At 75.6% G+C, this 14312-nt stretch carries 11 protein-coding genes; 7 read left to right on the forward strand and 4 right to left on the reverse strand.

The genetic code is table 11. The annotated features are described in order from the left end of the window. The first annotated feature begins 475 nt into the window (after positions 1 to 475). On the forward strand, positions 476 to 2581 hold the full coding sequence (locus tag ACH4SL_RS03020) for a HelD family protein (protein ID WP_398441583.1): 2106 nt from the start codon (positions 476 to 478) through the stop codon (positions 2579 to 2581). Positions 2582 to 2604: 23 nt separating this feature from the next. On the opposite strand, the gene ACH4SL_RS03025 is transcribed toward ACH4SL_RS03020, so the two are convergent. Beyond that, the gene (locus ACH4SL_RS03025; protein WP_398441584.1) at positions 2605 to 3315 is read right to left on the reverse strand and encodes a copper homeostasis protein CutC; all 711 of its coding nucleotides are present in this window, start codon (positions 3313 to 3315) and stop codon (positions 2605 to 2607) included. A 192-nt stretch (positions 3316 to 3507) separates the two neighbouring features. On the opposite strand from ACH4SL_RS03025, the gene ACH4SL_RS03030 reads away from it, so the two are divergent. Next, positions 3508 to 5739, forward strand: a complete 2232-nt coding sequence (locus ACH4SL_RS03030) for a WD40 repeat domain-containing serine/threonine protein kinase (RefSeq protein ID WP_398441585.1) — start codon at positions 3508 to 3510, stop codon at positions 5737 to 5739. Between the two features lie 152 nt (positions 5740 to 5891). Next, positions 5892 to 6068: a hypothetical protein gene (locus ACH4SL_RS03035; protein ID WP_398441586.1), complete on the forward strand. Its 177-nt coding sequence runs from the start codon at positions 5892 to 5894 to the stop codon at positions 6066 to 6068. A gap of 27 nt (positions 6069 to 6095) precedes the next feature. Here ACH4SL_RS03035 and ACH4SL_RS03040 read toward each other — a convergent pair whose 3' ends face one another. Further along, positions 6096 to 7748, reverse strand: coding sequence for a DNA repair helicase XPB (locus ACH4SL_RS03040; protein ID WP_398441587.1), 1653 nt, complete (start codon positions 7746 to 7748; stop codon positions 6096 to 6098). Between the two features lie 197 nt (positions 7749 to 7945). Further along, positions 7946 to 8365, reverse strand: coding sequence for a hypothetical protein (locus ACH4SL_RS03045; protein WP_398441589.1), 420 nt, complete (start codon positions 8363 to 8365; stop codon positions 7946 to 7948). 1006 nt (positions 8366 to 9371) lie between these two features. Between ACH4SL_RS03045 and ACH4SL_RS03050 the strand changes: the two genes are divergently transcribed. Further along, positions 9372 to 9902 (forward strand): VanZ family protein, encoded by a 531-nt coding sequence (locus ACH4SL_RS03050; RefSeq protein ID WP_398441590.1) that lies wholly within the window; start codon positions 9372 to 9374, stop codon positions 9900 to 9902. Positions 9903 to 9906: 4 nt separating this feature from the next. Here ACH4SL_RS03050 and ACH4SL_RS03055 read toward each other — a convergent pair whose 3' ends face one another. Next, positions 9907 to 12447 (reverse strand): helicase-associated domain-containing protein, encoded by a 2541-nt coding sequence (locus ACH4SL_RS03055; RefSeq protein WP_398441591.1) that lies wholly within the window; start codon positions 12445 to 12447, stop codon positions 9907 to 9909. A 121-nt stretch (positions 12448 to 12568) separates the two neighbouring features. Between ACH4SL_RS03055 and ACH4SL_RS03060 the strand changes: the two genes are divergently transcribed. The 3 genes from ACH4SL_RS03060 (at position 12569) to ACH4SL_RS03070 (ending at position 14297) form a co-directional block, all read left to right on the forward strand. After that, the gene (locus tag ACH4SL_RS03060; protein WP_398441592.1) at positions 12569 to 12841 is read left to right on the forward strand and encodes a hypothetical protein; all 273 of its coding nucleotides are present in this window, start codon (positions 12569 to 12571) and stop codon (positions 12839 to 12841) included. Then, positions 12838 to 13248 (forward strand): type II toxin-antitoxin system VapC family toxin, encoded by a 411-nt coding sequence (locus ACH4SL_RS03065; protein WP_398441593.1) that lies wholly within the window; start codon positions 12838 to 12840, stop codon positions 13246 to 13248. The genes ACH4SL_RS03060 and ACH4SL_RS03065 overlap by 4 nt, the downstream gene beginning before the upstream one ends. Before the next feature lie 71 nt (positions 13249 to 13319). Continuing rightward, a complete protein-coding gene (locus tag ACH4SL_RS03070) occupies positions 13320 to 14297 on the forward strand; it encodes a hypothetical protein (RefSeq protein WP_398441594.1) in 978 nt (325 codons plus the stop codon). The last annotated feature ends 15 nt before the right edge of the window (positions 14298 to 14312 follow it).

Below are 14312 nucleotides of genomic sequence, written 5' to 3' on the forward strand. Positions count from 1 at the left end.
CCCCGCGGGCGGCTGCGCCATCCCACCAGAGGGGCTGCCGAAAATCCACCACTTTTCTCCGCAAGAAGCGAACGGTCAGGAGGAATTCGCCGAGCTTCCCCGCAGCGGGGGCCCGCGCTAGCCGCGCAGGCCGGCACACCAGGGGCGCGAGGAACTGCGCGAGCAACCCCCACCGGCGGAAGGTCCCGCGACGGACCGCAAGGGGCACCCCGCGGGGCCGCGCGCCCGAGCCCCCGCCGGGGCGCGCGGGGAACTGCGCGCTCAGCCGACGACAAGGGACGATCCCGCGACGGCGGCAAGCCGCAGCCCCTGGGGAAGGCCCCAGCCCCGCAGGGGCGTGCGGGTAACGCGTTCGCCTCCCCCGCGCCGGAGGCGTAAGATCGCCGGTCTTGCCGCCTCCCGGACGGGAGCGCCGCCGCCCGGACGGAAACCGGCCGGCCTCCTCACGTACCCGCGCCGACCGCCGGAGGCCCCCGTGCCCTCGCACGCCCAGAACCAGGACCAGAGCCGCCCCAGCCCCACCCCCACCCCCACCCCCGCCGGAGGCGACCCGCTGGGCCGCGAGCGCGACCACCTCGCGTCCTCGCGCGCCGCGCTGCGGGCGATGCGCGCGGACGTCGAGGCGATGGACATCAGCGACGTCAGCGGCAACTGGGTGGACGCCAAGGTCCTGGCCGCCGCGCACGCGGCCCGTATCGTCGCGCTCGCCGACCTCGCCGACACCCCCCTCTTCTTCGGCCGGCTGGACTACGACCACGCGCCGGGCGCGGAGGAGGCCGAGGGCGCGGAGGGCGAGAGCTTCTACATCGGGCGGCGGCACGTCCACGACGCGGCCGGCGACCCGATGGTGATCGACTGGCGCGCACCGGTCTCCCAGCCCTTCTATCGCGCCTCGCGCGCCGAACCGCTGGGCGTCCTGCTGCGCCGCCGGTTCGGCTACACCGGCGGCGAGTTGACCGCGTACGAGGACGAGCACCTCACCGACCCCGGCGAGGCGGAGACCGCGAGCAAGCTGCTCCAGACGGAGATCGAGCGGCCGCGTGTCGGCCCGATGCGCGACATCGTCGCGACGATCCAGCCGGAGCAGGACGAGATCGTACGCGCCGGCGTCACCGGCACGGTGTGCGTGCAGGGGGCGCCGGGCACCGGCAAGACCGCCGTCGGCCTGCACCGCGTCGCGTACCTGCTCTACGCGCACCGCGAGCGCCTCGCCCGCGCGGGCACGCTGGTGATCGGCCCGAACGCGTCCTTCCTGCGCTACATCGAGCAGGTGCTCCCGGCGCTGGGCGAACTCCACGTCAGGCAGGCCACGGTGGACTCGCTCGTCGCCCATGTGCCGGTGCGCGGCGCGGACTCGGCGGAGGCCGCCCGCGTCAAGGGCGACGCCCGGATGGCGGAGGTGCTGCGGCGCGCGGTGCGTTCGGGCATCCGGATGCCGAAGGAGCCGGTCGTGGTCGTCCGCGGCTCCCGCCGCTGGCGGGTGCCCGTGTACGAACTGGAGGAGATCGTCCGCGAGTTGGCCGGGCGCGACATCCGTTACGGGGCCGCGCACGACGCGCTGCCGCAGCGCATCGCGCACGCCGTGCTCGTCCAGATGGAGCGCGCCGGGGAGGCCCCCGACGACCGCGTGCAGGACGCGGTGGCCCGCAACTCCGCGGTCAAGGCCGCCGTCAAGGCGTGCTGGCCGCCGGTGGACCCGGCGAAGCTGGTGCTGCGGCTGCTGTCGGACGCGGAGTTCCTGGCCCGGGCCGCGGACGGCATCCTCGACCCCGAGGAGCAGCGGACCGTGCTGTGGGACAAGCCCGCGCGCGGGCTCGCGTCGGCGAAGTGGTCGGCGGCCGACGCCGTACTCGTCGACGAGGCGCAGGATCTGGTGCAGCGCACGCCGTCGCTCGGGCACGTCGTGCTGGACGAGGCGCAGGACCTGTCACCGATGCAGTACCGCGCGGTGGGCCGGCGCTGCTCGACCGGCTCGGCGACCGTGCTCGGCGACATCGCGCAGGGCACCACGCCCTGGGCGACGGCCAGTTGGGCGGAGGCGCTGCGGCACCTCGGCAAACCCGGGGCGCGGATCGAGGAGTTGACGCGCGGCTTCCGTGTGCCGCGCGAGGTCATCGGCTACGCGTCCCTGCTGCTGCCGCAGATCGCGCCGGACCTCGCCCCGGCGACCTCCGTCCGCGAGGCGGGCGGCGACTTCGCCGTACGGGCGGTGGCGGAGGGGGAGTTGGAGACGGCGGTGCTCGACGCGTGCGGCACCGCGCTGGAGCACGAGGGCTCCGTCGGCCTGATCGCCGCGGACCCCGGGATCCCCGCGCTCGCGGCCGCCCTCACCGCGGCCGGGCTGCCCTTCCTCGCCCCCGGCGAGGAGACCTCGGCGGACGCCCGGCTCACCCTCGTCCCGGCGTCCCTCGCGAAGGGCCTCGAATACGACTACGTCGTCCTCGCCGAGCCCGCCGCCATCGTCGCCGCCGAGCCCGACCCGCGCACCGGCCTGCGCCGCCTGTACGTGACGCTGACCCGCGCGGTGTCCGGCCTCACCGTCCTCCACGCGGAGCCGCTGCCGGAGGCGCTGGCGTCCTGAACGCGGGTCGCGGCGGCGGGTGTTCAGCCCACGGCGACGGGAGCGTCCAGCACCTCGCGCCAGGTCCGGACGGCGGAGGGATCCACCGCGCCGGACCACCCGCCGGCCCGCACCGCGCCGCCGACGTGGAAGCCGTCCAGGCCCGCCGCGCGCAGCTCGGGAACGTGCTCCAGCAGCAGCCCGCCGCCGACCAGGAGCCGCGGCTCGTACCCCGGTTCGCCGCTGCGCGCGGCCTCGCTGCACAGCACGTCCATCCCGTCGCCGACGCCCTTCGCGGACCCGGCCGTCAGATACGTGTCGAGGCCGGGCAGCCCCGCGAGCTGCAGCCGTACGGCGTCGCGGTCGGCGGCCCGGTCGATCGCCCGGTGGAAGGTCCAGCGGCAGCCGTCGAGCACGTCGACCAGCGCGTGCACGGCCTCCAGGTCCGCCGCGCCGCTCCCGTCGAGGAAGCCCAGCACGAACTCCTCGGCGCCCTCCGCCCGCAGCCCCTGCGCCGCCTCGCACAACTCGTCCAGCTGCCGCGCGCCGCCCGCGCTGAAGCCGTCGGTGAGGCGCAGCATCACCCGCAGCGGGATGTCGACGGCGCCGCGGATCGCCCCGAACGTCTCCCGTGACGGGGTCAGGCCGTCGGCGGCCATGTCCGTGACCAGTTCGAGCCGGTCGGCGCCGCCGGCCTGTGCCGCAACGGCGTCATCGGATCCGAGGGCGATTACCTCGAAGATTGGTCTAGACATATGACCAAGGTTGCCACATGCCCCCGCCCCACGCGACCCCCGGGGTACCCATGACATATGGGTGTCACAGTCGGGCCCGGCGGGTCCGGCGAACCGGCCGCGCGGGAAGGTGCGGGGAGTTCGTGAAGAGCTTGCACGCGGCGCGCCTCGCGCGGTCAACTGATCACCGGGCCACCGGGTGGAGAGGGCGGCATGGAGTTCCTGGGGGAGCCGGGCCGACCGGCGGAAACGGGCCGCTACCGGCCCGTCGCGGGCCTCGGCCAGGGCGGCATGGGCCGCGTCCTGCTCGCCGTCTCGCCGGACGGCCGCCTCGCCGCGGTCAAGCTCGTGCACGAGCAACTCGTGCACGAGCCCGGCTTCCGCGACCGCTTCCGCCGTGAGGTGATCGCCTCCCGCCGGGTGCCGGGCGCGTACACCGCCGCCGTGCTGGACGCGGACGCCGACGCCCCCACCCCGTGGCTGGCCTCCGTGTTCGTGCCCGGCCCCGCGCTGCGCGAGGTCGTCGAGCGCACGGGCCCGCTGCCGCCGCCCGCGGCCGTACGGCTGACGGCGGGCCTCGCGGCCGCGCTCGTCGAGATCCACCGGTCGGGGCTGGTCCACCGCGACCTGAAACCGTCCAACGTGCTGCTGGCCGGAGACGGCCCGCGCGTCATCGACTTCGGCATCGCGCGGGCCACGGACAGCGAGGGCGGCACCGAGATCACCCGCACCGGCATGGTGGTCGGCTCGCCCGCCTTCATGTCGCCGGAGCAGGCCGAGGGCCGCGCCCTCACCCCGGCCGCCGACGTCTTCTCGCTGGGCTCGGTCGTGGCGTACGCCTGCACGGGGCGCAGCCCGTTCACAGGTACGTCCGCGCTGCTCACCCTCTACGACGTGGTGCACGGCGAGCCCGAACTGTCCGGCCTGCCGGACGAGTTGCGCGACCTGGTGGGCGACTGCCTCGCCAAGGACCCGGCCGCGCGGCCCGCCCCGGCGGAGATCCTGGCCCGCGTCGGCCACGTCCCGCCCGCCATCCGCCCCTGGCCCGCGGCCGTGCACGAGCTGATCGGCGCGCAGGCGGCGGAGATCGAGCGGGTGCTCGGCGGGACGGAGCCGGAGCCGGCGGGGGAGTCCGGGGAGGTCCCGGCCCCGGATGTGGCGGGCCTGCCGACGCAGACCGCCGCCCCGGCGGCGCCGCCCGTACCCTCCGGTGGCGCGTTGGCGGACGGACCGGCCACCCGGGGCCCGAGCCGCCGGGCGCTCGTGCTCGGGGCGCTGGGCGTCGCCGGGATCGGCGCCGCCGTGGGCGTCCCGCTCGCGCTCAACGGCGGCTCCGGCGGCGGGGACGGCGAGGCGTCGGGCGCGCCGCCGTCGCGGACCCCATCCCGTACGCCCTCCCCGTCCCCGTCGAGCGCGAGCGCCACCGCGAGCCCGACGCCGACCGCGCCGCCGTCCCCGCTGCCCGCGGGGGAGGAGACGGCGGCGTACGTCCTGTCCGAGAAGACGGCGATGCTGACCGCCGCCGAGATCAGCCGGGACGGCAAGCTCGTCGCGGTGGGGGACATGGACGGCGGCGTGGTGCTGCGCCGGGTGCCCGGCCTGCAGATCGACACGGTCCTCGCGCAGCCGGTCGACGGCTCGATCGACAACGGCACCGGCGACCTCGTCTTCAGCCCCGACGGCAAGCTGCTCGCGAGCGTCGACGACAACGCGGCGGTCACCCTGTGGGACGTCGCGGCCCGCAAGAGCGTGGCCACGCTGCACGGGGACCCGGGCCAGCGGCGGGCGGCGTCCAGATACGCCCTGGCCTTCAGCCGGGACGGCAGGTCGCTGGCGCTGGGCGCCACCCGCACCATCACCGCGTGGGACGTCGTCTCCCGGCGCAGGACCGCCAAGGTGACCTGGCCGCGGGACAGCCAGGCGGAGTACGAGGCGGAGAGCGACCTCCAGGGCATGGCCTTCACGGCGGACGGCCGCACGGTCGTGGCGTCCACGTCGGTCGGCAAGCTCTACTTCTGCGACCTGCGCGGGCAGCGGATCGCCGCCACCGTACGCGGCCCGCGCGACGGCCTGTCGGACCTCGCGGTGAGCCCGAACGGCAAGATCCTCGCGGTGGGCGCGAACGGCGAGGTGCGGCTGTGGCGCCCCGACACCCGCAAGGCGCTCCAGACGGTGCCGTGCGACCCCTACTGGGTCAGCAGCGTGGCCTTCAGCCACGACGGCAAGTACCTGGCCGTCGCGCAGATCGGCGGCTCGGCCCAGGTGCTCGCGACGGCCGACTGGAGCCTCGTCCACGCCTTCGACAGCACGATGGAGGAGGCGACGGAGACGCTGAGCTCCGCGATGACCGACTCCACGGCCCCCGACCGGATCGGCTTCAGCCCGCGCGCCGACTACCTGGTCGAGCCGCTGCATTATTACCTGGCGCTGTGGAAGCTCACGTGAGGCGGGCCGGATACGGCGGGAGGCGGATGATCTCGGGGTGACCCCTGTATCGGGGTAGGGGGTGCGGGTCCCCCCGGGGGATGATCACCGGGCGGGAGAATTACATCCTCAGCCCGACGTGGGGCGAATGCCGGATTTCGTACCGTGGGGACATGGCCTCCTCGACGATCACCCCAGCCCCGGCCCCACAGCTCGTGCACGGCGCGACCATGCCCGACTCACGGCCCGACCACCCCCGCCACCGCCTCGGCGACGCCCTGCGCGCGATACGCGTGTACGCCGTCGCGGCGGTGGAGGTGGTGGTGCTCGGCACCGGGGACAAGCGCTAGGTCCCGGTACCGGACGCCCCCTCGTCCCTAGATGTCCTCGCCCGCGCCCGTGAGCAGGTCGTCCGCGTCGACGATCCGGTAGGCGTAGCCCTGCTCGGCCAGGAAGCGCTGGCGGTGGGCCGCGAAATCCTGGTCGATGGTGTCCCGCGCCACGACCGAGTAGAAGCGGGCCTCGTGGCCGTCCGCCTTGGGCCGCAGCACCCGTCCCAGCCGCTGCGCCTCCTCCTGGCGGGAGCCGAAGGTGCCGGAGACCTGGATGGCGACCGTCGCCTCGGGCAGGTCGATGGAGAAGTTGGCCACCTTCGACACGACCAGCACCGACAGCTCGCCCTGCCGGAAGGCCTCGAAGAGCTTCTCGCGCTGCGCGTTCGACGTCTCACCCTTGATCACCGGGGCGCCCAGGTGCTCGCCCAGCTCGTCGAGCTGGTCGATGTACTGCCCGATGACCAGGGTCTGCTGGCCCGCGTGCTTGCGCACCAGCGCCTCGGTGACCTTGCGCTTGGTCGCCGTCGTCGCGCAGTAGCGGTATTTCTCCTCGGTCTCGGCGGTGGCATAGGCCAGCCGCTCGGCGTCGGTGAGGTTGACCCGCACCTCGACGCAGTCGGCGGGCGCGATGTAGCCCTGTGCCTCGATCTCCTTCCAGGGGGCGTCGAAGCGCTTGGGGCCGATGAGGGAGAAGACGTCCGACTCGCGGCCGTCCTCCCGGACGAGCGTCGCGGTCAGTCCGAGACGGCGGCGTGCCTGGAGGTCGGCGGTGAATTTGAAGACCGGAGCAGGAAGGAGATGGACCTCGTCGTAGATGATCAGACCCCAGTCCCGGGAGTCGAAGAGCTCCAGGTGCGGGTAGACGCCCTTCCGCCTGGTCGTCAGGACCTGGTAGGTCGCGATGGTGACGGGCCGGATCTCCTTGCGCGTACCGCTGTACTCGCCGATCTCGTCCTCGGTGAGCGAGGTGCGCCGGACCAGCTCGTGCTTCCACTGCCGCGCCGACACGGTGTTGGTGACCAGGATCAGGGTGGTCGCCTTCGCCTCGGCCATCGCACCCGCGCCGACCAGCGTCTTGCCCGCGCCGCACGGCAGCACGACCACGCCCGAGCCGCCGTGCCAGAAGCCCTCCACGGCCTGCTTCTGGTAGGGCCGCAGCCCCCAGCCCTCCTGGTCGAGGTCGATCGGGTGCGCCTCGCCGTCCACGTACCCGGCGAAGTCCTCGGCGGGCCAGCCCAGCTTGAGCAGCACCTGCTTGATCTGGCCGCGCTCGGAGGGGTGGACGACGACGGTGTCCTCGTCGATCCGCGCGCCGACGAGCGGCTGGACGCGCTTCGAGCGGAGGATCTCCTCCAGGACCGGGCGGTCGGTGGTGGTCAGGACGAGCCCGTGCGCGGGGTGCTTGCTGAGCCGCAGCCGTCCGTAGCGGTCCATCGTCTCGGCGACGTCCACGAGCAGGGCGTGCGGCACGGGGTAGCGGCTGTACTCGACGAGCGCGTCCACCACCTGCTCGGCGTCGTGCCCGGCGGCACGGGCGTTCCACAGGCCGAGCGGGGTGAGCCGGTAGGTGTGGATGTGCTCGGGCGCTCGCTCCAGCTCGGCGAAGGGGGCGATGGCCCGCCGGCAGGCGTCGGCCAGCTCGTGGTCGACCTCCAGCAGGAGGGTCTTGTCGCTCTGGACGATCAGGCAGGACACGCGGGTACCTCCGGGCTGCCGGGATGGGGCGAACGAAAAATTGTACGCCGGGCGGGCGGGACGACAGGGTGTCCGCGGTCACCCCGCGGATGAGGAGGGGGTGCGGGGGTGCGAGCGCCATCCGTGCGAATCTGCGGCGTCCTTACTCGCGCCTTACATCCGTAATAGTCCTATTTCATGTTTTCTGCGGGCATGGATCACCAGCAGACGCATCCTCCCGCCGAGCCGCGCCGGCGTAGGACGTTCCGCGCGGTCGCGGCCTCCTCGGCTGTCGTCGTCGCGGGAGTCATCGCCGCGGCCGGCCTGCTGCTCCCCGCCTCCGCCTCCGCCTCCGGCGGGGACCTGACGGGCGACGGGCCGTCCGCCAGCCACGGCGCCACGCAGCCCACCGACGACTGGCCCGGCGCCCCCGACACCAACGGCCCCACCCGGCCGCCCACGACGGACCGGCCGAGCCAGCCGGACGCGGGCCAACCGGACACGGGCCGGCCGAGCGAGCCGGCCGCGGACCGGCCGAGCCGGCCCGACACGGACTGGCCGAGCCAGCCGGACACCGGGTGGCCCAGCCAGCCCGACACCGGGTGGCCGCAGCCCAGCACGTCCAGCTGCCCGCCCACCCATCACCCGTCGCACCCGCCCACGCACCACCCGTCGCACCCGCCGACGTCCCACCCCCCGACGCATCACCCCTCGCACCCGCCGACGTCCCACCCGTCCCACCCGCCGACGCATCACCCGTCCCACCCGCCGACGCACCATCCCTCGCATCCGCCGACGCATCACCCGTCGCACCCGCCGACGCATCACCCGTCGCACCCGCCGACGTCGCATCCGCCGACCCACCACCCGTCGCACCCCCCGACGTCGCACCCCCCGACCCACCACCCGTCGCACCCGCCGACGTCGCATCCGCCGACCCATCACCCGTCGCACCCGCCGACCACCCCGCCCACGCATCACCCGTCGCACCCGCCGACGCATCCTCCGACCAAGCCGCCGACGACACCGCCCACGACACCGCCGACGTGGACCCCGCCCACGACGCCTCCGACGTGGACGCCTCCGACGCACGAGCAGCCGTCCCACCACCCGTCGCACCCGCCGACGCACCCGTCCCAGCCGCCGACCACCTCTCCGGGTCTGCCGCACACGGGCACCGACGGGGTCGAGTGGATCGCGGCCTCCGCGGTCGCGGTGCTCGGGGCCGGCGGAACGCTGCTGGTGATGACGCGTCGCAGGCGCGGCGGCCAGCACCACTGAGCCCGCCGTACGACCGCTGAACGCCGACCGGCCGTCCCACGCCCTCCCAGGCGTGGGACGGCCGGTCGCGGGTAGACGGCCCGTCAAGTGGAGGGGTCGACCGGGAGGGGCACCGCCGTGGCGATGCGAGGGGCATTGTTGGACCGCCTGCGCGGCCGGAGACCCACACCCCCGGCGGAGCCGAAACCGGCGCCGCGCCCCAAGCCGAAGCCGCGCACGGAGTCCGAGCCGAAGGCGGCCACCGGACCCAGGCTCAGGCCGAGACCGAAGCCGAGGCCCAGGCCGAAGCCCAGGTCGAAGACACCTCGCACCCGCACCCGGAAGCCGCCGCCCCCGCTGCTGCAGCGGCGCAGCCTCGGCCCGATGCTCGCCCGCGCGGCGGTGCTGGCCGTGGCGGTGGTCTGCATGGTGGCCTTCGCGGTGGCGCTGGCGCGCGTCACCCTCGTCCCGTCGCCCGCGTCGGATTCGCTGACGCACACGAACCTGCGGCCGGGCGCGTCCATCCGCGCGTACCTCGACCAGCCGGACATCCACGACACCGTCAAGCAGATCGGCGGCAACGTCCTGCTCGGCGTCCCCTTCGGGATCCTGCTCCCGACGCTCTTCCCGCGTGCCCGCGGCTTCCTGCGGGTGGCGCTGCTGACGGCGCTGACCATGGTCCTGGTCGAGACGGCGCAGGGCGCGATGGTGGAGGGCCGGGCGTTCGACGTCGACGACGTCATCCTCAACACCGCGGGCGCGCTGATCGGCTACCTGCTGCTCGGCCACCGCCTGGCCGCCGCGCTCCACCCCGACCTGCCCCACTGGTGGCACCGCTATTTCCCCCGGTCGGCGAACCCGAAACCGCGCCCCCAGCCGAAGGCCGGGTCCGGGTCCGAGCCCGGGGAGTCCTGAGCGCTCAGGCGGGGTCGTCGGCGAGTTCGGAGACGCCCGTGATGCGGTGCAGGGCGAAGGTGCGGACCTCGTCCGTCGTGTGGTCGTACGCGGTGACGTGGCCGCCCTCGACGCGGACGGGCGCGATGACGCGCTGCGTGGCCGTACCCTCCGCGTTGACGTAGCCGATCCACAGCGACTCGCCCGTCAAGACGGCGGCCTGCATCGTCGCGAGGGTCTCGGCGGAGGGGCTGCGGGGCAGGCCCGGCGGGGCGGTGTCGGCCGGGGTGCGGCGGACGGCGGTGGCCGCGCGGTCCCCGGCGCGGATGGCCTTGACGGCGAGCCCCAGCAGGTTGGCGTCCGGAACGGGCGGCCCGTCGGGCACGGGGACGGGGGCGGCGCGCGGCGGGGTGCGGCGGGCGTCGGGGCGGGTGATCAGGACGTCGCCGTCGGCGGACTCCGCGGCCGGGGCCAGGCCCATGTCGCGCAGCCGCTCCAGCAGCGTCGCCGGGTCGGTCTGCGAGGCCAGCACGGTCGGGGCCAGTCGGCGCAGGGCCAGGCCGGAGGCGCGGCGGTCGGCGAGCAGCTCGGTGAGCAGGGCGTCGTCGTCGCAGCGCAGATACGCGGCGGCCGCGCCGACCCGCAGTGTGCCGTGCCGCCGGGCGACGTCGTCGATGAGGTAGGCCAGCGGCTGCGGTACGGGGGTGCGGGAGTGCTCGGTGAGGAAGGACTGCAGCTCGGCGGCCGTCCGCCCGGCGTCGAGGGCGCGGCGGACGGATTCGGGCGTGAAGCGGTAGACGGTCGCGCCGCCCTTGGACTCGATGTCGGCGAGCACGCCCAGCGTCTCGGCGAGCGGCGCGACCAGCGGGCCCGGCGCGACCGCCGTGAGGTCCGCCTGGAGCAGCACGTGGTCCAGCGGCTCCGGCAGCAGCGGCGCGAGCTTGGCGGCGGCCCGGCCCGCGGCGGCGTCCGGCGAGGCGGGCACGTCGCCGGAGGCCCCGGGCGCCCCGGAAGCCCCCCGCGGCGCCGCGTCCAGCAGCGGGCGGGCGTGCGCGGCGAGCGCCCCGCGGCCGGTGACGCCCAGCGTCTCGGCGTCCGCCAGCGTCCAGCCCACCAGCTCCGTGCGCAGCGCGTCCGCCCCCGCCCGCAGCGGCCGGTCCCAGCGCAGCCGGGCCAGCAGCTCTCCGGCCTCCGCCGCCGACCCCGGCGGGAGGTCCGCCAGCACCCGCAGCGCCGCGACGCGGACGTGCGGGGCGAGCGAACGGTCCAGGTCGGGCCCGAGGGCGGCGAGCGCGCGTCCCTTGGCGTCGCGCGTGCCGACCAGGCCGGGCGTGCGGGTCGCCGCCAGCCACGCGCTGGCGAGCGCGGCCCACTGCCGTTCGGCGGGCAGCAGCAGCCACTCGTCGGCGGCCGGGGTGGGCGCGTAGGCCTCGTCGACCTCGCCGTCGGCGGCGACGAGCCCGGCCGCGTAGGCCAGCTCCAGCCAGAAGGCGGCCTGCGGCTCGGTGAGGTCGAGGGCGGCGGCGGTACGGCGCAGGTCGCGCACGCTCAGGCCGCCCGCGCGCAGCACCGCGGGGCCGCCCGACTGCCACTCCTTGAGCAGGTCGGTCACGGTGCGCACGGCGGTGAAGGCCTGGCCCGCGGCGGTGGCGTCCACCGTCTTCGCGGTCCGGGCCACCGGTGTGACCTGCGGCGGCAGCGGCTGCGGGACGCGGTGCGCGCGGCCGGCCCGCAGCGCGAGCGCGGCCTCCCGGGGCAGGACCACGTTGTGCTGGCCCACCGGCAGCAGCAGGCCGCGCGCCAGCAGCCACTGCACCGGCGTCGCGGCCTCCTCGGCACGTATGGCCACGGTCGCGTCCCGCACCTCGCCGTACGGCGGCCCCCACACCAGCCGGTCCAGCACCGCCGGTACGCCCTCGGGGGCCTGCGCGAGCAGCGCCGCGAAGGCGTCGGGGTCGGTGAACAGGGCCGTCAGCGCCTCCACCGCGCTGGCCGGGTCGTGCGTCGCGCCCAGCCCCGCGTCGGCCAGCAGCTCCTGGAGCCGGGCCGGTGACATCCCGGCCGTCGACTCGGCCACGGACGGGCCGAGCCCGGTCGAGGACGGCATCGACGCGGACGGCGCGAGCACGTCCCGCGCGGTGCGCACCAGCCGCAGCCGGTCGTCGTCGCCCCACACCAGCCCGCAGTCGCGGAGCACGCCGACCGCCCGCGGCAGCTCGGCCGCGACCGCCGCCGCCTCCGCCTTCCCCAGCGGCTCCCCGAGCCCCGGCCGCGCCTTCCGCGCGGGCAGCCCCGTCATGAGCCCGCTCAGCTCGCCGTACGGGCAGCCGTCCGCGGCGAGGGCGAGCGCCTCCGCGGTCTGCCGGGTGAACGCGTCCAGGTGGTCCAGGGCCCGCGCCACGGACGTACGGGTCGCCGCGCGTGTCGCGAGCTGCGTCACGTCGGTGGGCACCGGCGCGATGAGGTCCGGCCGCGCGCGCAGCAGCCGTACGAGCGCGTCGTCCTCCCGCGCGCGCAGATCCTCCGCGAGGGTGCGCGGCGCGCTGCTCTGGCCACCGGTCGTCATCCGTCCCACAGTAGGCCCTGCCCACCCCACCGCGCCCCCCGCACACAGACCCGCGCCGGCGCGGGCGCCGAGCGGCGCCGAACAGGCCGACCGGAGGGCCCGGAACTCCTAGACTGGTCGCGTGACCGCTGCGTACGACTACGAGGACATGCACCACCTGGTGGACCGGCTCACGCCGACCCAGGTGCGCCGCCTGCGGCTGCTCGTGACCCAGGACGAGGAGCTGTCCGAGGTGGCCCAGGCGCTGCCCGCGCCCGACCGCGTCGCGGAGGAAGCGGTGCCGGACGGGCTGCTGGCGCTCATCGGCAGCATCGACGGCCCGGCCGACCTGGGGGACGAGCACGACCGGTACATCCGCGAGCGTCTGCGCGAGCGGTTCGGCGACTCGGCGTGAACGTCACCGTTCTGGACACCGGCCCTCTGGCCGCTGCCCTGAACACCGCGGACCGGCGCCACGCCGAGTGCGCCGACCTGCTGCGGTCCCTCACCGGCCGCAGGCTGCTCCCCAGCCCCGTGATGACCGAGGTCTGCTGGCTCCTGGAGCGCTGGCCCAAGGTCGAGGCCGCCTTCCTGAAGCAGATCGCCGTGGGCACCTTCGAGTTGGTGCACCTCACCGCCGCCGACCTCACTCGTATGGGTGAACTCGTCGTGCAATACGCCGACTTCCCGCTCGGCGCGGTCGACGCGTCGGTCATCGCGACCGCCGAGCGCTTCGGCGTCGAGCGTGTCGCGACCCTCGACCGGCGGCACTTCGGTGTCGTCAGGCCCGCGCACACGTCCGCGCTGACGCTGCTGCCGTAACCGCGCGGGGCACGGCGACAGGGGAGCCGCGGGCCGGTACCGTCGGCGCAGGCGTGTGGAGGGGAGCGGCGGTGGGGGTCGAGAGCGACCGGCTGGTGTTCGACTATCTGAGCCGGGTCGGTGACCTGGCGCAGACCGCCATGCCCGCCGCCCAGCGCATGCAGCTCGTCGCCCAGCTGCGCAGCGACATCGAGCGGGAGCGCCGCGGCGCGGAGTCCGACGCGGACGTGCAGCGCATCCTCGGGCGCATGGGCAGCCCGGACGAGGTGGTCGAGGCCGCCGCGGGGAAGCCCGCGGGGGAGCGGCCCGCGGAGCCGCCGCCCGCGCGGGAGCCGCGGCCGGGGTCGTACGGGCCCTACACAGCCGGCCCCGGCGTACCGCGCCAGCCGCGCAAGGACCGCGAGGGCGGTACGGACGGGCGCGGGCCCCTGTGGTGGCAGGGCGGACCCGGCGGGGCGGGCGGGAAGCCCGGTGAGGAACTGGACGGCCTGCCGGGCATGACCGGCGGCGTCTTCATCCCGGACGACGACGAGGAGCTCGACCGCCTGGGCCGGGCGCGCCCCGCGGGGCCGAAGGACGGCGCGGACGGAACGGACGGCGAGGACGAGCCCGCCGAGGGCGAGGCCCCCGCGGCCCCCGCCGCCGAGCCCGCGCCCGCCCAGCCCCGCAAACGGCGTCTGCTCCCCCGGCTGCCGCTCGGCGGCGGGCCCCGCCGCTGGGGCAGCCCCATGCTGCTGATCGCCGCCGCGCTGCTGGTGGGCGGCGCGGCGGTCGGCTCCCCCGTCCCGCTGGGCCTCGGCTGGCTGACGGCCTGGCTGTCGCGCAAGCTCAGCCGCCCGCAGGCCAAATTCGCGGTGCTGTTCATCCCGGGCGCCTTCGCGGCCGGGATGGTCGTGTGGATCTGGGGCCGCGACGTCGGCAAGTGGGGCAGCCCGATCGCCAAGGGGCAGATGGGGCAGGCCTTCCAGGACGCCTACCCGCTCACGATCCGCCTCGCCGCCGTCGGCACCGCCCTCTACCTGCTGTGGCGGAGCCGCCGGTCGGCGTGAGGCGTGAGAGGCGAG

The organism is Streptomyces sp. NPDC021020 (genome assembly GCF_044333285.1).
Lineage (GTDB): Bacteria > Actinomycetota > Actinomycetes > Streptomycetales > Streptomycetaceae > Actinacidiphila.